Here is a 20652-nt window from a genome sequence, read left to right as displayed (position 1 = left end):
GATTGTTTTTACTTTTATTTTTCATGTTTGAAGAAAGAAATAATTGTTTCTAAAGCATTTTGGATATCAACTTTTGATTTTAATTCTTCACTTTTTATTAAAGGAGTTACAAAATCAACAAGTTTTTTTTCTGTTTTGTCATTGATGTTAGAAAGTAAGTCTTTAATTTTTGCATTTTGTTCATCAATGTCAGGGTTTGTTAATTTTGCTTCATTATATAATTTTTGTATATTTTCTTTTAAGTATTCAGTAACAATTTTTTTCTTTTCTTCTGCTGTTGCTACTAAGTAATCTGGGCGATCTGCAGTTAATCTTTTTATGGTTTTATCAACTACTTCATTTAAAGTAGGTTCTACATTAAATGATTCAAATTGATTTTTTATAATTGGAAATACAATGTTTTGTATTCTTTGATCATTAACTAAATTAGAAACATCAGTTAATATTTTTTTAAGTGTTTCTTTATCTTCTTCGCTTAAATTTTTATAATCTTTGGTTAATAAATCTTGTAATTTGTTAATATTAGTTGCAAGATCTGCTCCATTTTTAATAATTCCATATAAGTTATGAATTCCTGTACCTTTACCACCTGTCAGTATTTTTACACCAATCTCTGTAGAATTTGCATAACTTGTTTTTTTATCAGAAGGGAAAAGCAATACATTAGAAAACAGAAGAGCACCTGGCACTGTTAACAATAGATTAGTTCCTGCAAAAACACCACCATAAATTAATTTGCTTATTTTAGTAAAAGTTTTATTGCTTTTTTTCTTTTTAATTTTACTGAAAATTGCTATTACTAGTGCAATTGTAAAGAAAATAAATCTAAAAATTCAATAAACTATTAATGCAACTACTGTTGCAGCTAAAGTAGTAAAACCTTCCGGATCATCAAAATGTTCTTTAGCATATTTATTAGCAATGCTATAAAAAATGACTGTACCAATTATAGTTATAATTATGGAAACAAACTTAAAAATGGTAAATTTAAGTTTTAAAAAATAACCGGTAACTAAAGAAAAAAGTATAGAAAAAGCAAATAAAATTGGAACTCAAATATGTGGTGAAGAACCTTTCATTGAGTTTAATGTATTTAAAATTGAACCAATAAATCCTTCCATTATTGTTCATCCTCCCAAACAAATTCATATTCATATATTCTAACTACATCACCAGCTTGTATGTTGAGTTCAATAAGTTCATTTCAAACACCAATTTCTTTTAGTTTTTGATTAAATCTCATTAAATTATCATGTGATACAATAGGAATTTTGTTGTAAATTTCTTCCACTTCAGGACCAAACACTTCAAACAGTCCTTCGTGTATTTTTTTAACTTCGTGATATTTTTCTAAAGTAATTGTAACTTCAGAGAAAGTTTTTTCAAAAATAGGGGTTTTTTCTTTTTCTAATGCTTCTCAAAGTTTGATTTTTAATGTATCAATATTTTTATTTTCAATCGCACTAATTTCCACTATTTCTAAATTTTTAAATTTCCTTTTAAATTTAGATAGTTGCTTTTTAAAAACTTCTTGATCTGATTTATTAGCAACTATTATTTGTTTTCTTTTTTCTAAATTTAAATTATAAGTTTTTAATTCTTCATTAATTTCAATATAGTCTTTTATTGGATTCTTAGTTTCGTCACCAAAATCAATTATATGAGCGATAACTCTACATCTTTCAATGTGTTTTAAAAATTGAATTCCAAGTCCTTTACCTTGTGCCGCTCCTTGAATTAAACCTGGTAAATCAGCAGCAACAAAGGAATTTTCAAAAACTTGAACAAGTCCTAATTGTGGAACTAAAGTTGTAAAATGATAATCTGCAATTTTTGGTTTTGCATTTGAAATTCTAGATAAAATTGTAGATTTTCCAGCTGAAGGTTTTCCTAAAAAACCGACATCAGCTAAAACTTTTAAATTTAGAGTTAGATTAAATTTTTCACCAAAATCACCATTTTCGCTAATTTTGGGAGCAGTATTTTTGGAAGATTTAAATTTAGTGTTTCCTCTTCCACCTTTACCACCTTTTGCTATTAAATAATTTTCTTCTGTTATGATATCGTGCAACAATTTATTTCCATCATAAATAAGAGTTCCTATTGGTACTTTGATATAAATATCTTTTCCAGCGGCTCCATATTGATTTTTTCTTCTACCATTTTCCCCGTCATTTCCTTTAATTATTTTCTTTAAATACAAAGGAAGAAGGGTGTTCATTCCAGGATCTCCTACAAAATAAATAGAACCTCCATTACCACCGTCACCGCCATCAGGGCCACCACGATCAACGTGTGCTTCTCTTCTGAAAGCAATCATTCCATTGCCGCCTTTTCCGGCTTGTACTTTCAATTTTACTTCATCTATAAATTTCATTAATTCTCCATATCTATAAATAAATGCTAATATTATTTAGTATTTTAAATAATAACACATTTACACAAATAAAAAAGAAAGAATCAAACTTGTTATAAAAGTTTTATTCCTTTTTTTGCTAATTCTTCTTTATATTCTTTAGGTCAAAAACTGGATTGTACTTCACCTATATGTTGTTTTTCAAGTAAAAGCATACTTAATCTACTTTGTCCTATTCCACCCCCAATTGTTAAAGGTAAAAGATTGTTTACAACATTAAAGTGATATGGTGAAATTTTTTCCACTTCTGCTTTTGATTTATTTGCTTGAGTACAAATGGACTCTGAATCTACTCTAATACCCATTGAAGAAATTTCAATTGCTTTTTCAAGAGTTTGAGAATAAATTATTAAATCACCATTTAAATTTCAATCATCATAATCAAACGCTCTTAATGATTGAATCAAACCTGATTTCATTTTGTGTCCTATTTGATAAATAAAGACAGTTCCTTTTGATTTGGTAATTAAATTTTCTCTTTCATTAACGGAATAGTTAGGATATAAATCCTCTAATTCTTGCGAAGAAATAAAGAAAACATTTTTAACTAATTCTTCTTTTAATACGGGAAATTGCTTTTTTAATTCTTCTTTGGTTTTCAAAATTGCTTTGTAAATTTTATTAACAATGCTTTTTAAAAAATCAATATTTCTATCAGAAGCTTTTATAATTTTTTCTCAGTCCCATTGATCTACATAGTATGAATGTAATTCATCTAAGTCTTCTTCTCTTCTGATTGCATTCATGTCTGTATAAATACCTTCATAAAAGTCATAATTATAGTCTTTTAAAGCCTGTCTTTTTCATTTAGCAAGTGAGTGAACAACTTCTAGTTTAACATCACTATTTTTAGTGGTAAAACTTACTGGTGATTCTCCGTTTAAACCATCATTTAACCCTGTTTGTTTTTCAACAAAAAGAGGAGCGGTAGCTCTAGTTAGATTTAATTCTTTTTTAATTTCTTCTTGAAATATTTTTTTTAAGTTTTGAATTGCTAATTGTGTTTCTTTTATATTTAATTTTGTTTTATTCATTTTTTTCTCCTTTTAAATAAAAATCTTTAATTATATTAAAATATTTTTCAAAGTTTTCATAGTAAATCATATGACCCACTTTTTCAAAAACTTCTATTTGAATATTTTTAACATTATTATAAAAATATTTTATACAATTTTCCCTGTCTATAACAGCATCTTTTTCTCCAAGTAACAATAAAGTAGGAATTTTAATTGAATTTAAACCTTTTTCTATATTATTCATTAAATTTATATTTGGCAAACTTTCCCCTAATTTCACTATAGTTGGATTGTTGAATAGATAAGGATCAAAATTATTTTTTTCTTTTTCGATAAACTCTTTATTCATAAATAAAGGTGTTGGATCATAATACAAAGCTTTCAAAAATGTCTTATATTCTTCAAAAGTTTTTGGAAAATAAGAATTAAAGTAATCTTCTTTTTTAACTAGTGAAGATTTGTTCATTGGTGCTACATAAATTAATTTTGAAAATAAAGATGGTTCTTGTAAATAAGCAAGAGAAATTATTCCCCCACCCATAGAATGACCGATTAAGACCACATCTTTTAAATTATTTTCTTTAATAAATTTAATTAAAAGATTTGCAAAAGAATAAACGCTAATTTCATCGTTATTTTTAGCTTCTAATAAATCATTTCCAGGAAAAGATATAGCATAATAATCACTTAAAGTTCATTTATCCATAAAAACATTGTGTCTGCTGTGATTTGAATTAAAACCATGAACAAAAATTACGGGATTTTTGGGTTGATTATTATCTTTGAAAACAAAGGGATAATCATATTTTATTTTTTTCATTTTTTAGTTTTCCTTTTTCTTTTAATTTTAAAAAATACTTTTTTATTAAATTATATAATTTTCTTCAAAAATAAAATATAATTAAATAAGCATAATAAAAATAAACAAGGAGAAAAATGAGTTTAGTAAACGCAAAATTAATGATGAAAGATGCATATAAAAGAAAATATGCTATTCCACACATTAATATCAATAATTTAGAATGAGCAAAAACAGTTTTATTAGCAGCTCAAGAAATGAAATCACCTTTAATTCTTGCAACTTCAGAAGGTGCTGTTAAATATATGGGTGGTTTTAAAACCATTTATGGAATGGTTACAGGGTTAATTAGTGAATTAAAAATAACCATCCCAGTAGCTCTACACCTTGATCATGGTTCATATGATGCTTGTGTTAAAGCTATAAAAGAAGGATATACTTCAGTAATGTATGATGGATCACATTCTGACTTTAAAACAAACTATAACAATACTAAAAAATTAACCAAACTTGCTTTAGTACACGGAGTTTCTGTAGAAGTTGAAGTAGGAACTATTGGTGGTGAAGAAGATGGAATCGTAGGAAATGGAGATTTAGCAAACCCAGAAGAAGCTAAAAAAATGGCAGCTTTAGGAATTGATATGTTAGCTGCGGGAATTGGAAATATTCACGGTCCATACCCTGCTTCATGAAAATCATTAAATTTTGAAGCTTTACAAGAAATTTCTGCTAAAGCAAAAATTGGTCTTGTTCTACATGGTGGTTCAGGAATACCAAGCGATCAAATTAAAAAAGCAATTTCTTTAGGAATTGCAAAAATTAATGTAAACACTGAATTACAACAAGCAAATGCTAAAGCTATTTGAGCATATGTTGAATCTGGAGAAGCTAAAAAAGGAAAAAACTTTGATCCAAGAAAATTATATGCTCCAGGAACAGCAGCGATGAGACAAACAGTAATTGAAAAAATTAAAGAATTTGGATCAGAAAATAGAGTTAAATAGACTCTATTTTTTTATGCGGAAAATTTTAGGAAAAATCCTTTTCATTTTCTTTTTATTCTTTAATTTTTTTATAGTTTCATGCTCTATAAAGACTGAAACAAAAACAAAAACATATTTTGTGAATTCAGTCTATGATGGTGATACATTTACGGATAATAAGAATCAAAGGTATAGATTTTTTGGAATAGACGCTCCAGAAATAAAAGATAGAGATGGGGTCGAAACAAAAGGAAATAAACATTATTATGCTCTTTTAGCGAGAAATTTTTTAAGAAAACAGATTGATAAAAAAGAAATTCAAATTCAAATTATTAAAAAAGATAAATATAAAAGAAATGTGTCTAAAATTTTTATAAATAATATTGATATAGGACGTCAATTATTAAGAAACGGTCTAGTAATAGTCAGATACATTTCAATTGATAAAACTTCTCCTTTTTATACTGAAGATATTGATTATTATGATCAACTTCTTTCTGATTTTCATTATGCTCAAAAAAACAAGTTAGGTTTTTGAAAATTTTATTCATCACAAAAAGAAGTTGAAAAAGCCTTATATTAAGGTAATAGTTTTTATATTTTAAAAAAATAATAGTGGTATAATTTTGAAATTATGGATAAAGTTCAAATTTTTATAAAGAATAATATAAGGATAATAGTTTCTGATTTAACAAAATCAGCACAAAAAAATATTGAAGTGCAAAAATGTAATCCATTTCCAGCTTTAGTTTTAGCAAAAGCAATTTCTGTTTTTGGTCCACTTTCTTCAATTTTATCAATAAAAAGTGGAAAAGTAACTACATTTATTAAAAGTGAAAATGGAACAATAAAAAATTTGATTGTTGAATCAAGAACAGATGGTTCATTAAGGGCTTTATTAGATAATAATGATATTGTTACAGAAAAAGATGATTCAGATTTTGAAAATATACCACTTGTTCTTGGTTTAGGTAATGATGGATTTTTAAGAATTACAAGAAATAATGGATCTCAACATTTTGGTGGAGAAGTTAAACTAATGAAGTCAGATATTGTTACAGATTTAGCCTATTATTTTAAAGTTTCTGAACAAATATATACAGCGATAATTTCAAGTGTTAAATTTAAAAACAAACAAACACTTGAAAGAGTTTATTCAGTGATTTTTCAATTATTACCAAGTCACACAGAAGAAGATATCGTATGAATTGAAAACTTTTTAAAAAATAATAATTTAGATAATATGTCTTTAGAAGAATACATAGACTCAATGGAAGCAACGTTTTTACAGGAAAAACAGTATTTTTGAGAATGTAAATTTAATAAAGAAGAAGTATTATCTTCATTAAAATTAATAGAAAAAACAGAAATTGACAAAATTCTGAATGAAGATGGGAAAATAGAAGTAGAATGTCATTTTTGTAAAGAAAATTTCTATTTTTACAGAGAGGATTTTAAATAATTATGAAAAAAATTATTTCATTAAAAAACATAAATAAGTTTTATGGACATAAAAAAGTTTTAGAAAACTTTAACTTTGATATTTATCAAGGTGAAAGAATAGCTTTGTTAGGTGGTAATGGTTCAGGAAAATCGACCACTGTTGAAATCATAGCAAGAATTAAAAAACCTACATCTGGTGAAGTTTGATGAGATGAAAATCTAAAATTAGGTATTCAATTTCAAGAATCTAAATATCCGCATGGAATAACTGTAAAAATGTTGATTGATTTTTATCTTGACAGTTATGGTAGAGAACAAGTTAGTCAAGAGTATGTTGAAGATTTAAAAAAGAAATTTAGACTAAAGGAATTAGAAAATAAACAAATCTATACATTATCTGGCGGACAACAACAAAGAGTAAATATTTTATTATCACTTGTACATAAACCAAATTTTTTAATTTTGGACGAATTATCAACAGGATTAGATATTAAAATAAGAAGAGAAATTAGACAATATGTTATGGATTATTTAGGGGCGAATGTTAATTGTTCACTAATTTTAATTACTCACAATACTTCTGAAGCATTGAAAATGTGTAATAAAATTGTGATATTAAATAAAGGAAAGATTTTTGTAAATGAAACAATTGATAATTTACTAAGAACAAAGGGAAATATAGATACATTTGTTGATGAGTTTTTTGATACAGTATATTCAGAAGAAGATGAAAAACAAAAGGAAAACGAAAAAACAAAAAACAAAAGTTTTTTAACTAAAATAAAGGAAAAATTAAGAAAAAGAGGATAAATATGAAAGCGATTTTTAAATTAATTAATGCTTATTACTGAAAAGGATTTTTTGGTCCATTTTTTACTGTTTTTTGACCATTTTTAGTTTTCTTACTTTTAGGAAATGTAACTTATTCAACCACACTATCTAGTTTAGAAAAAACAGGTTTACCTCAAGCAACCATTGAAACTCAAATATATTCACTAGCTAAATCAATAATTGTTGGAGTTTTAATCTCAACAATTATTTCTAATGGATTAATAGGTTTTTCAACAATAATAGTTGATTTCAAAAAATCAACACTTATAAAAAGAATTGGTTCTGCCAATATAAGTAAAACACATTTTATGATAGCTAGTTTGTTTTACCAATTTGTATGAACTTTATTTGTAATCATCTGAGTTCCTTTATTAGGATCCTTATTACTTGGTTTTAATAAATATTTAGATTTTGGAATTGGTTTTAACATAGGATTATTGAGCATTTTGCCTTTAATTGCCCTTGTTTTCTTAATTTCAATTTCTATGGGATTTTTAATAATTTCTACTATAAATAGCACAATTGGAGCATCATCAGTAGCTAATTTAATTTTCTTCCCTATTTCCTTTTTATCTGGTGGTTTTGGTAATGGACAACCTAATTTAGAATATGCGCCAGCTATTAAATATTTTTCATATTTAGTTCCTACAAAATATTCCACAGATCCTTTATTTGAGGTTTTCAAAAATGGTGGATATAGTAATTTATATGAAAACATGGGATGACAAAGTTTTGGATTTCCAATAATTGGAATAACAATTGCAGCTATTTTCATTTTAATTTCTGTTAAAAAATTTAAATGAGGTGAATAATGAAAGTAAAAACATTCGCTTCAGTAGAATCTTTTACAGGTGGGGCATTTGCAAGTAGATTGGTTTTAGAACCAGGTGCTTCTAAATATTTCAAAGGTTCATTGGTGACCTACCAAAATGAAATAAAGGAAAAATTAGGTGTTAACACATCAAAAGGTGTGGTTAATTCAGAAACTGCACTTAATATGTCTTTAAAAGGCAAAGAATTTTTTAATGTAGATTTTTGTATTTCATTTACAGGAAATGCAGGACCGACAGTTATGGAAAATAAAGCGGTAGGCGAAGTTTATATAGCTATAAATGATGAAGTTTTTCCTTTATTATTAAGCGGAAATAGAGAACAAATAATTAATCAAGCAGTAGATTTTGCTTATGAAAAATTTCTAAAATTAAAATCTTAAAATAGGAAAATTCAACGTTTTTTCCTATTTTTGTTTTTTTTCAATAGAAAAGCAAATTTTAAGAAATTTTAATAGAGGTGAAAAATATGGAAAATAATAAAATTTTAAAAGAAGCATTAAATGAAATAGAAAAAAAATTCGGTAAAGAATCAATTATGTTATTAGGGGAAAAACCTCCAGTAGATACAGAAACTTTTTCTTCAGGTTCTATAGCTATCGATCATGCTTTAGGTATTAAAGGTTTTCCTAAAGGCAGAATTATCGAAATTTTTGGTCCTGAATCTTCAGGAAAAACAACAATTAGTTTACATGCAATAGCAGAAATACAGAAAAATGGAGGAATAGCAGCATTTATAGATGCTGAACATTCTATCGATCCAACATATGCAAAAAATCTTGGAATAAATATAAATAATTTGATTTTATCACAACCTGATTCTGGAGAGCAAGCTCTCGAAATCGTTGATACTTTAGTGAGAACAGGAGCAATTGATTTAATAGTTGTTGACTCTGTTGCTGCTTTAGTTCCTGAAGCAGAATTAAATGGAGAAATGAGAGATCAAACAATAGGTGCTCAAGCTCGTTTGATGTCAAAAGCTTTAAGAAAAATAACAGGTTCTTTAAATAAAAATAAAACAACTGTAATTTTTATTAATCAAATTAGAGAAAAAGTTGGTGTAATTTTCGGTAATCCTGAAACCACTCCTGGTGGAAGAGCACTTAAATTTTATTCTTCTATTAGAATGGAAGTTAGAAAATCTACACAATTAACAACAGGAAGTGATATAACTGGAAACCTTGTAAAAATTAAAGTAGTAAAAAATAAATTATCTATACCTTTTAAAACAGCAAATGTGGAAATTATTTTTTCTCAAGGAATTTCAAAATATGCTGAAATTGCACAATTAGCTGAAGATTTTGGAATTTTAATAAAAAAAGGTGCTTGATACTCATATAATGGAGAAAATATAGCACAAGGAAAAGTAAATTTAAGATTATATTTAGAAAATTCTCAATCATTTTTTGAAGAAATTAAACAAAAAGTATTAGATAAATTAGAAGAAAATTAAAAATGCTATAAAATATATTTATTATGAAAAAAGAAATAGGTATATTGTTTATTGGAGATGTTTTTGGAACTCCTGGAATAAAATGTATTGAAAAATTTTTACCAGTAGTTAAAGAAAAATATGAAATAGATTTAATTATCGCTCAATCTGAAAATGTTTCAGGAAGAAAAGGACTAAATTCTGAAGACTATGAAAAGATGATGAAAATCGGAGTAAATGTTTTTACACTTGGAAATCATGTTTGAGCAAATGAAGATATATATAAAATTATTGATAATAAAAATGTTTTAAGACCTTACAACGTAATAACAAGTGATTATCCTGGCTCTGGTTCTAGTGTTTTTTCCATAAATGGTTTTAATATTAGAGTCACTTCTATGCTTGGAAAAACATTTAATAAACTAAATTCTCCTTGAAAACAAGAAGAAGCTAATTCTTTTTTTGATGCAATAGATGAAATAATAAGTAAACAAGAAGAATCTGAAGATTTTCATATTATAGATTTTCATGCTGAAACAACTTCTGAAAAAAATGTTTTTGGTTTATATTTAGATGGAAAAGTTGATGCATTATTAGGAACTCATACACATGTTCAAACTAATGATGATAAAAAACTACCTAATGGAACTTTATATATTAGTGATGTCGGTATGACGGGACCAAAAAATAGTGCAATTGGTGCTAATTTTGAAGAAGTTTATGAAAAAATGAGATTTAACAAAAAAGTAAGATTCAAAGTTTCTGATAACGATGTACAATTTAATGCAGTATTTTTAAAATTAAACAAAGAAAATAAAAAATTAAACCAAATAGAAAAAATTTTTTTAAACAAGTAAAACAAAACACAAATCCTTTTTGATTTGTGTTTTTAAATAACTTTATTTTAATTTTTTCTTTTTTCAAAATCAGTAATATATAAGAAATCCACCTAATGTAAAAATGGATAATAAAGCAAAAGTTGTACCTAAAGCTATAGATGTAATATTATTTGTTTTACTAATTTTATCAGTTTGTTTATTTTCAGATGTTTTATTGTAATTGATGATTTCTTCTTTTAGGTTGTCTAAAGAATTTTTATTATAAGATTTATTTATATTAGAAAATAACGAGTTATATAATGATTTGTCTTTTATTGATTCTATTGATTTTCTTAATAAATCTTTATATTCGTTTATGCTTTTTAAGAAATCTGGATTTTGGTAATTATATAGATCATCTAAAAATTTAAGAGATTGCTGATGAGTATTAACGTTTTTATAAACTTGATTCAACCAATCTTGAACTTTTTTTTCTTTAACTAAATTTATCTGTTGTTTTAGATAGTTTTCATCAATTTTTAATTGACTAATAGAACTTTTAATTTCTGTTAAATTGTTAGATATATTAGTTTCTGAAATTTCTAAATTATTTATTTTATTATTTATATTTTTTAATGTTTGTTTATAATTTGCAAAAGTTTCTTTAATAAAATAATCTTTTAAATATAAATAATTATTATCAATATGAGTTTTTAAAGAATCAATTTTCTTTTGTTTTTCTTTTTCATATTCTTTAATAGTTTTATGTAGAATATTTATTTGCTCTTCTATTGAAGAAAAAGTTTTATTTTTATTTTGAATTAAATCATTTGTTTTTTGAATTTCATTTTGAAGATGAGTAAGTAAAGTTGTTCAGTTTTTAAAATCTTCTTTTTTTATGGCTTCAGCTTCAAATAAAATATTTTTTAATTCTTTTAGTTTTTCACCACTTTCATTTAATTTTAATAAATTAATTTTTTCTTTAAAAGAATTGTTAGCAACTAAAAAAGTTGATGGATGAGTTTCGACTGTATCTAGTAATTTTTTCAAATCAGTTGCTACAATATCTAAATTTTTTATTGAATCAGTAGTGTATAAAACTCTCTCCAAGTTAGTATATATGAAATAATTTTCATAAGCTATTGATTTTTGCTTTATAGAGAAAATTAATTGAGATTTTGCTGAATTAATTTCATTTTTAATTTTCTCTAATTTAGAATTATTTATATTAGTACTTTTTGTTAATAATTTTTCAGCATCTGTTATGCTATTTTTATATTTTATAAAGGAATTTTCTGTATAAAATTCATTTATATTAGTTATTTTGTTATCAATTAATTCTTTTATTGGACTATAATCAGCTACTAATTCAGCCTTATTTTTAATAAAGTTTAAATGGTTTTGTAAATCTATAAAAGTAGCATCTAAAAGATATTTGGAATTTAAAGCAATACTTGAGTTTTCCTTTATTTCGTTATATTTATCTTTGTATTCATCTGTTCAATTATCAAAGTTTTCAGGTTGGTTGTTAATAAATTCTCTTAAAGAATTTTTAGCATTGCTGCTATCATTGTTAGAATTGTTCATAAAGGAAATTTCGTTTATATTTGGTTTAAAATCATTCCATTCAATTATTAATTCGATAATTTTTTCATTAATATTAGAAGGTAAGTTAAAAAACATTAAATTATTAACTAATGAACCAATTAAAATTTCTTTTTCAGAGTTACTTTCTAGATTAAACATCCTTGCTTTAAATTGAACATTTTTAGATGTATTTTCACTTAAAATTCTAACCATTTTATTTTTAATATCATCAGAATTTAAAGCAATTTTGATAATTCCGTTGGAATTTGTAGGAATAAAACTTGTTGTCAAATCTTTATCAAACATAAGATTAGGATTACTATCTAGGCTAGTTCCGGATAAGTTAAAATCGTACTCATCTTTTGGCGAACTTTGATCATTGATGATAATTTCATTTATTTCTAATTTTTTATTTTCTGGATAATTATGAGTTATTTTTAGTCTTAAATATCTTACATTTAATAAGTTTAAATCAGAAGATTCTCAATATTTAAAATCAGGATATTTAGGATCGTTTAAACCAAAAGTGGTTTCAGATAGTTTTGCATTATTATTTATTGAATCATCGCTAATATCAAAAGCTTTTGTTCAAGTGATTTTATCACTAGAAACTTCAACACTTATAAATCTTGGAAAATCATAACTTTCTTTAGAATTGAAAATTTTTATTGAATCAATATCGATATTTTTAGATAAATCATATGTTACAAATTTTCCATCACTTGGATTTTCAAAAACTCTACTTGTATTGATATTGTTGTCAAATTCAACCTTTTTATCGATATTTTTAGAATTTAGATTAGTGTCTATGATTTTTCCAAATTCAATCTTATTTTCTGTATAAACGACTAATTTTTGAAAAGAAATTTCTTGACTAACCTCTGAAATATTTCTAATAATTAAGTATCTAGCTTTTGTATTTGTGTCTATATTGTTAGCATCTGTAATTTCTGTTCATATTACACCATTTATGGAATAGAACAATTTTAAGTTTGGATCATTTAACTGATTTTCTATTTGTTTGAGTTTATATATTTTTTTAAAATCAATCCCTATATACTCATTTGATTCTAATGTATAAGTTTGGTTTTGACTTAAATCAGCATTTAATAAAGTAAATTTATTATTTTCTACAAGAACATTGAAATTATTTCTTTTATTTTTGTTGGACACAAAAACATTTTCATTTGTAGGAACTTCTTTATTAATGATATCAACTGATTTTAATGCTCATCAAGTTAAAGAATTTCTAGTAGAAATAATTCTAATTCCATTCATTTTTCCTGAATTTTCAGGAATAGCAATTGAAATTTCATCATTGTTATTGGAATTAATTTCTTGCGTTAAATCTGTATAAGTGTTATTAATAATTTTTTGAATTTTAAAATGATTTAAAGTATTACCTTCTTTTTGTAATAATCTTACTGCTTTAATTTCTCTGTAATCATTAAATAAAATATCTAAATAGTCATTTTCTTTAATGGTTCCATTATCGTTTATACGGGAAATTAAGGCATATGTGGAATCATCTTTATCAGTTATATAATCAAAAAGATTGTTTTTAGATTCATTATTAACGGTTTCGCTATTGGCAATTTGTAAATTTGGACTTTTGATAGTAAATTCGGGTTTTAATGATTTTTGTTCTCCGCCTGCTACAAAAGTTCCAAGACGTCACCAAATAGGTCTGGAAACATCATTAACTATTCTTAGTTTATCTGTGAAACCAATTCCAGAAATTATTTGTCTTTTTTTATTATTTAAATGATATGAACCAAATTGTTTTCAAGAATTTGAATCATAATCAAAATATTCAATATGAAAATCAGTTAGAGTATCTGATTCTTTTGAAGCACCTTGCTCAACTAAAACTTTTGTAATATACCTTCTAGAAGGGTATGAAATAGAAACAGCAGCATTTTGTGCAAAATTACCTGAACCATTAGATGTAATTCATCATTCTGTATTTTCGTTGTTATCTAAAATATTTTTTGAATTACCGCCGTGAGTTTGTAAATTTGGAGAATCCGTTTGATTAAAGACTCCGTCCTTGAATCATTCATAAATAGAGTCTTTTTCGTCATAATCATTTATTACAAAATTAAATAATCTTATCCATCCATTGTCGCTGTTATCTTGTAAATTTCTAACTCTTACTGATTTTACATTTGGAATATTTAAATTTTCAATAGTTATAGGATTAAAATTTCCTCTATTAGAAACGTAAGCATCTCCAATGCTTTTTCATTCTTGTTCACCATCTTGGAGATATTCAAAAACAAAATTATAAAAATGATCTGCTCCACCACCCATTTTTAGATAAATTTTGTTTAAAGTTATAGGACTGGAAAATTCTGAACCTATATATTCATTAGCATTAATTCTATTGTTGTTACCATCAAATACTGCGACTGATTCATTTGATTTTTTGAATATATTCTCTATAGACACACCTAAAGAAAGATTGGAATTATTACCTCTATTACTAATAAATTTTTGAGTTACACTATGAATATCTTTATTTATTAAAATTTCTGAAGAATTTTTTAAATATATTATTATCTTTTCAAGATAAGGAATAAATTTATCAAATTCTCCATTTATTTTTATATTTGAATCACTAAAAACCATTGTTTTAGCTTGATTCAACATTTTTTCAGTTATTACAAGATTTTTACTAGATTCTGAAATTATATTATGACTTTTATATACAATTGAGTTAACTAAATTTAAAAAACTATTTGATAATAATGATAATTTTGTTAATCAAGGTTTTAAAGATGTTATAAAATCATTATTTAAATTTAACAATAATTTTACATTACTATCAAAATTTTGAAACATAGTTTTCAATTCATTTAAATCTGATTCAGTAATGTTTTTATTTTTGATTTTTTGAATCAAAACATCAAATAAAGCACTAAAATTCTCATTTTGATTTTGGTTAATAATATATTTGTAAGTTTCTAAAAATGCCTGAATTGAATTATCATTTATTGAATTTACTTTTAAAATATTTTTAATTATATTTTTTTGTAAGAGTTCTTTATTTTGAATATTATATAAAAATTTAAGATTAAATTGTTTAAGATAAAAATCATTAACTTGTGTATTATTTGAAACAGTTACAATATAAGAATTTAATTTTTCTAAAAAATTATTTTCAATATTATTATCAATAATATTTCATTTAATAGTTCCTTTATTATAGGAACTTATGGTATTAAACATAATATTAGCTTTTTTACTAGTTACACGATTAAAACTATCAATAAATTCATTATTAAAATTGTAGTGATTTTCTTTTCCTGTCATTACAATTTTTATTTTTTCATTAAAATTAGAAACATAATTAGGAATAGATTCATCACTAGAATTGTTTAAAAAGTAGTAAATGTTGTCGTTTAAATCATAATTTTCTTTTATTTCTGTAAGTCAATTTGTTAAATCATTTAAAGATTTTACTTGAAGATCGGTAGTTAAATTATTTTCAGAAGAAGCAACAAATCCAAAAGATTTAATTCCTATATTAATTAATTGTTTAAGTTTTCCTTTTAAAATTTCTAAATCAGAACTATAATTATCGCCACCATTTATAGTTTCATATTGAAAAAAATCAATATTGTAAATAAAATCAATATTATGTTTTTGTGCAAAATTAGAAAGTTCTTTTATATTCTGAAGTTCCTTTTCAGAATATAATTCTCTTCATTTTTCGCTATTTTTAGGATTGTTTTTATCAAAGAAAGAATAAATATTAAAACCATTTTTGCTAGAAATTTGAATATTTTCTTTAATTGTTTCCATACTTAAATTTAAATCATCATAAATGGCCCTGTTAGGAATGTCAAAAAAATCATTTAATTTAAAATTTTGAATAGCTAAATTATCACTATTTTCAATAATATCTTGAATTTTTTGAATACCATAGTATATTCCTCTATCGTTTTGTGCTGTTAAAAAGAAAATATTTGCATCATTACTTTCAATAAAGTATTCATCATTATGATTAGTTTGAAATTCAAAAGAAACAGAATAATTTTTAAATAAAGAATCTATATAATCATTTTTTGTACTTGAGTTTGAAATAACAATATTGGTCTTATTCTCTTCTATTTTAGAAGAAATGGAAATATTAAATTCTTTTGCTTTTAAAAAATCTATTAAAGAATTTAATTCATCATTAATTTTGCTTTCACTAGTTACAAAATTGATATCCTTTTTTATTACTGTGTAACTATCTTTATATTGAATATTTTTAGCTAAAATATTTAGGTTAAAATTGTAAATATCACTCTTTTGATTATCTGTATTTTGCTCTGCAGAAAGGAAAAATGAAAGAGGAATTATTGGTGATAAAACAAAAGAAGATTTGATTATATTTTTAATTTTTATTTTCATAAAAACTCCTATAATTAAAAATTATTTTTGATAAACTTAAAAAATATAAAATTTATATTTTTATTGCAAGATTGGTGATTTTAATATAATTACTTATATTTTAATTATAATGAATATATTTAAAATTAACCAAAAAAATGATTTTTATATAAAAAAAATGTAATTTTTTGATAATTTTTAATCGAATAGATAAAAAGTGTTAAAATTTTTAATATGAAAAAGAGTGCTAAAAAAACAATATTAATTCTTGCTCTTTTAGGAACTACATTAACATCTGCTTCGCTCTCTACATATTTTTTTGTAACTTCTAAACAAAGTAAGAATGATAATAAAGATCATAAAAATGACTTATCTAATTTAAATAATTTTCATTTTAATACTAATGAAAATTCTAAAAAAGATGTTGTAGATAAAAAAGATAATTCTACACAAAATGAAAATAAAGAAAATGTTAAATTTTTTAATTTTTCCATTTTAAAAAAAGATGAAAATCTTTTAATGTTATCTATGAATTTTTCAGGATTTAAAACAATATCCACAAAAAAATTTAAATTAAAATTATTGGATAACAATAAAATAGAACAAACTGTAGATAGCTTTACAATTAATGAGCAAACTAAAACACTTAGTTTTTATATGAAAAACCTAACTAAAAATAGAAATTTTGATGTGCAGTCAGTTGTTATTGAAGAAAACGAAAATAAAGAAATTATCAATATAAAAGGAATTTCGATCACATCTCAACCTTCATTAACACAAATAAATTTTAAAAATAGTAAAATATCAAATTTAAGTGAAAATTCAGCAATTTTAAATTTTGAATTAGATTCAAAAGATGGAATAATGATAGATGATAATAAGCAATTAGAACTTAAATTTAGTTATAAGCAAAATAATTTAAGAAATTATATTATTTATAAAGGAACTTTAAACGAAATACAAGGAAAAACCTTTATAAAAGTAAATTTAAATAATTTATCATCTGGACAAACTTATTATCTTGAAGATATAAAATTTGTTAAAAAACCAGAAGAGTTATTTAAAAATATCAATAATAATTTTGACAATAATATTTATAATTTGCACTCTAATAATCCTTCAAACTTCCTTTTTAAATTCAAGACTTATTCTGATACTCATTTTAAATCCAATGCTAAATTTGATTTAAAAATTTCTAGTAAACTAAATGCAAATCCTTTTGAAAATGAAAATAGTGAACTTACATATGTTTTAAATGGAGTAGTTTTAGATACAAGAAAAATTGAATTAAGTAAAATTAACGATAGTATAAAATTAAAATTTACTAAAAATAATAATGGACAAAACGAAGAAATATATGCTTCTGATTTAGAATACGATGAAGATAATAATTCTTTATCTTTTAAAATACAAAATTCCCAAAAAGGGGAAGATTATGTTTTAGAAGATGTTTCCATCAAAAATAAGGGAGAATCTTCTTTTCAAACTTTAAATATTGATAGCGTTAATAGGGAATTTAATGTGGAATTTCCTTTATCTAAAACTTTAGAACCCGATTTAGTAAATTCTAGTGCTTGAGAAAAATCACAATATAAAGACTATGTTTTTGTGGACTTAAAATTAAAAAATAACTGAAATAATCAAGAAATTACTAATCTTCTTAATGATTTGTTTTCAAACAATTTTGACCAACAAAAAAGTAAATCTATAAAAAATGCTTTAGTAAATTTGATAGAAAACAATTATGAAAAACTTATTGATAATTATGGAATAAAAATTGATAATAAGGCAGTAATTTTAAGATTATCAATAAGTGATAAATCAAATTTTTATACAGAAGATAATGGAATATTTTATTTTGTACTAAATAATACGGCTTTAGTACTAAAAAATACAAGTGACATTGATGAAAAATTTGAAATAGCCAATAAAAATAATTCAAAAAACATAATAGTGCTAAAAAACCCGTATATTAGTCACAATATTAAGGGAAAAGTAATTGAAAATGAACACTTTAAATTAAAAAGACTTTCTAGTGAAACATTATTTAAACACAATGAAGATCACTCACACTCCTATCGTATTCCAAGTGTTATAAAATTAGCAAATGGTGATTTAGTAAGTTCTGCTGATAAAAGAATTGAAAGTGAAAGGGACTATAATAACTCTATTTCTCAAGTAGTTAAAATTTCAAAAGACAATGGTAAAACTTGAAGTCAAAATTATGATGTAGTCAAAATTGTAGTTCCAAAAAGAAACAATGGTGGAATTGCAATAGATGGAATAATTAGCGAAATAAAATATTTAGATACCACTAGCAATAGTTATAAACATAAATTACAGTTAATTTTCGATGTTTTCCCTGGAAAAGATACATCTGTTGTCAACTTAAAAAGGGGAAATCCTTGATTTTACGTTGGAAATAATGCTTATTTAAAACTATGAACTAAACTCAACGATCCTAACTCATTTGATTCTAGAGTTTCAGTCTTGAAAGAAGTAGATGGAAGAAAAAATTGATTCAGAAGATACATTTTACCAGCAGGAGTTGGATTTAATAGTAGCTTTACAGAAAGAACTGTTTTAGAAGAAACTAACACATATGTGGATTTAAGTTATCACAGTGACACAAGAACCATCACTGGTTCGGTTTATGAAAATGTTCAAGAAACTGATTTTGATAATCCAGAAATTTTAAATTCTAAAAAAACAATCCACAGTGTTCTTGATGAACCATACAAAAGTGGAGCGGTTAGACCAGAATATGCAATTTACGCTCTTGCTCTTAATAGCCACGTTGCATCTTTAGAAAGTTTTGATGGCGGTCAAACATGAACTAACTTGACTTGAATGGATGAAAAATTTAGTAGTTCGAGAAACGAACATCCTTTTGTTGGAACTGGAGTAGGAAATGGAATTCAATTACACCATCAACAAAATTCTAATTTAAATGGAAGAGTAATTATACCTATGTATTCACTTTCAGACATGTTTTTATTATATAGTGATGACAATGGTCAAACTTGAAATGAAATTAGTAAACCTACCGGTTTTAAAGCAAATTTATCAGAATCATCCCTAATAGAAGCTAATGATGGAGCAATTTATTGATTTTTAAGAAACGCAGGTGGATGAAGCACAGACAGAAACAAATTTTATGTTTCTAAAAGTATAGATGGTGGTTTAACTTGAAGTTCTCCAGATGGAAATTCTTTGGCAAAAGGTAAGGATATAGTTATTGATCAAAACTATGATGGAAATGTTTTTTCAGGTATTAGTTATTTTAATTGAAAAAATAAAGATTACTTTTTATTTGCTTTACCAAAAACAGTTGCTAGAAGAAATGGAGCACTTTTCATAGCTAATAGTAATTTTGATCAAATAACCGAATTATTTAAATATGATGATGAACAAAAAGAACATTTTGCATACAATTATCCTTTAGTGGTTAACCAAACAAATGATTATATAGATTTTATTTCTTTATATGAATCTTCTCAAATTTTTAAAATTTTTAATGGAGGATTTGATGGTGCAAGAGAGCAAGGTGAAGAAATACAAATCGATAGATTTAGATTATGAATAAAATAGTAATTTCAATTTACTATATATATAATATAAAAGACATAAAAAAGAAAAAAATTTCACAAAAATATTTTGATTTTTTCAAAAATATTGTAGAATAATAAAGCAATTTAATTTTGCGACACTTTATAAAAAATAAAAAAAACATAAAATATTTGGTTTTTTTGAAAAAAGTGTTATAATTAAACTTGTATGATTTTCACGCAAAATCATTATGAAAATTAGATCTTTCAAAACTAGATGCAATAACCATAATAAACACACAAATCAATTTCAAGAGTTTGATCCTGGCTCAGGATGAACGCTGGCTGTGTGCCTAATACATGCATGTTGAACGAAGCAGTGCTTGCACTGACTTAGTAGCGAATGGGTGAGTAACACGTACCTAACCTACCTTTAAGATTGGGATAACTACTGGAAACAGTAGCTAATACCGAATAGGGGTTTTCTTCGCATGAAGAAAATTTAAAAGAAGCCTCAAAGCTTCACTTAGAAATGGGGGTGCGGAACATTAGCTAGTTGGTAGGGTAAA

At 24.6% G+C, this 20652-nt stretch carries 14 protein-coding genes and 1 rRNA gene; 10 read left to right on the top strand and 5 right to left on the bottom strand.

Annotated elements, in window-relative coordinates; translation table 4 throughout:
* Positions 1 to 14: 14 nt before the first annotated feature.
* From ACXX85_RS01215 to ACXX85_RS01200, 4 genes are all read right to left on the bottom strand, one after another.
* A complete protein-coding gene (locus ACXX85_RS01215; protein ID WP_458557509.1) occupies positions 15 to 1121 on the bottom strand; it encodes a hypothetical protein in 1107 nt (368 codons plus the stop codon).
* Entirely contained in the window at positions 1121 to 2377 is a 1257-nt protein-coding gene (obgE, locus tag ACXX85_RS01210; protein WP_436358796.1) for a GTPase ObgE, read from the bottom strand. The genes ACXX85_RS01215 and obgE overlap by 1 nt, the downstream gene beginning before the upstream one ends.
* Positions 2378 to 2469: 92 nt before the next feature.
* Entirely contained in the window at positions 2470 to 3450 is a 981-nt protein-coding gene (locus ACXX85_RS01205; RefSeq protein WP_458557510.1) for an aspartate--ammonia ligase, read from the bottom strand.
* The gene (locus tag ACXX85_RS01200) at positions 3443 to 4252 is read right to left on the bottom strand and encodes an alpha/beta fold hydrolase (protein ID WP_458560408.1); all 810 of its coding nucleotides are present in this window, start codon (positions 4250 to 4252) and stop codon (positions 3443 to 3445) included. The genes ACXX85_RS01205 and ACXX85_RS01200 overlap by 8 nt, the downstream gene beginning before the upstream one ends.
* 116 nt (positions 4253 to 4368) lie before the next feature.
* On the opposite strand from ACXX85_RS01200, the gene fba reads away from it, so the two are divergent.
* The 8 genes from fba (at position 4369) to ACXX85_RS01160 (ending at position 10607) form a co-directional block, all read left to right on the top strand.
* The gene (gene fba, locus ACXX85_RS01195) at positions 4369 to 5235 is read left to right on the top strand and encodes a class II fructose-1,6-bisphosphate aldolase (protein WP_458559279.1); all 867 of its coding nucleotides are present in this window, start codon (positions 4369 to 4371) and stop codon (positions 5233 to 5235) included.
* A 13-nt stretch (positions 5236 to 5248) separates the two neighbouring features.
* Complete coding sequence (locus tag ACXX85_RS01190) at positions 5249 to 5797, top strand: thermonuclease family protein (RefSeq protein ID WP_458560407.1); 549 nt, start codon at positions 5249 to 5251, stop codon at positions 5795 to 5797.
* Positions 5798 to 5848: 51 nt separating this feature from the next.
* Positions 5849 to 6676 carry an Hsp33 family molecular chaperone HslO gene (locus ACXX85_RS01185; RefSeq protein ID WP_436358801.1) on the top strand — a complete coding sequence of 276 codons (828 nt, stop codon included), beginning with the start codon at positions 5849 to 5851 and terminating at the stop codon, positions 6674 to 6676.
* 2 nt (positions 6677 to 6678) lie between these two features.
* A complete protein-coding gene (locus tag ACXX85_RS01180) occupies positions 6679 to 7467 on the top strand; it encodes an ABC transporter ATP-binding protein (protein WP_436358802.1) in 789 nt (262 codons plus the stop codon).
* A 2-nt stretch (positions 7468 to 7469) separates the two neighbouring features.
* Entirely contained in the window at positions 7470 to 8300 is an 831-nt protein-coding gene (locus tag ACXX85_RS01175; protein ID WP_458557516.1) for an ABC transporter permease, read from the top strand.
* Positions 8300 to 8701, top strand: a complete 402-nt coding sequence (locus ACXX85_RS01170; RefSeq protein WP_436358804.1) for a CinA family protein — start codon at positions 8300 to 8302, stop codon at positions 8699 to 8701. The genes ACXX85_RS01175 and ACXX85_RS01170 overlap by 1 nt, the downstream gene beginning before the upstream one ends.
* Positions 8702 to 8787: 86 nt before the next feature.
* Positions 8788 to 9771, top strand: coding sequence for a recombinase RecA (gene recA, locus ACXX85_RS01165; RefSeq protein WP_458557517.1), 984 nt, complete (start codon positions 8788 to 8790; stop codon positions 9769 to 9771).
* Positions 9772 to 9794: 23 nt separating this feature from the next.
* Positions 9795 to 10607 (top strand): TIGR00282 family metallophosphoesterase, encoded by an 813-nt coding sequence (locus ACXX85_RS01160; RefSeq protein WP_458560406.1) that lies wholly within the window; start codon positions 9795 to 9797, stop codon positions 10605 to 10607.
* A 42-nt stretch (positions 10608 to 10649) separates the two neighbouring features.
* On the opposite strand, the gene ACXX85_RS01155 is transcribed toward ACXX85_RS01160, so the two are convergent.
* Complete coding sequence (locus ACXX85_RS01155) at positions 10650 to 16556, bottom strand: beta-N-acetylglucosaminidase domain-containing protein (RefSeq protein ID WP_458560405.1); 5907 nt, start codon at positions 16554 to 16556, stop codon at positions 10650 to 10652.
* Between the two features lie 213 nt (positions 16557 to 16769).
* Here ACXX85_RS01155 and ACXX85_RS01150 point away from each other — a divergent pair, with 213 nt between their 5' ends.
* Positions 16770 to 20126, top strand: coding sequence for an exo-alpha-sialidase (locus tag ACXX85_RS01150; protein WP_458560404.1), 3357 nt, complete (start codon positions 16770 to 16772; stop codon positions 20124 to 20126).
* 263 nt (positions 20127 to 20389) lie between these two features.
* Positions 20390 to 20652 (top strand): 16S ribosomal RNA (locus tag ACXX85_RS01145); the annotation flags it as partial.

Source organism: Mycoplasma sp. Z386, assembly GCF_054343375.1.
Note: the sequence above shows the minus strand (reverse complement) of the source record. Positions and strands in the feature narration are given on the sequence as shown.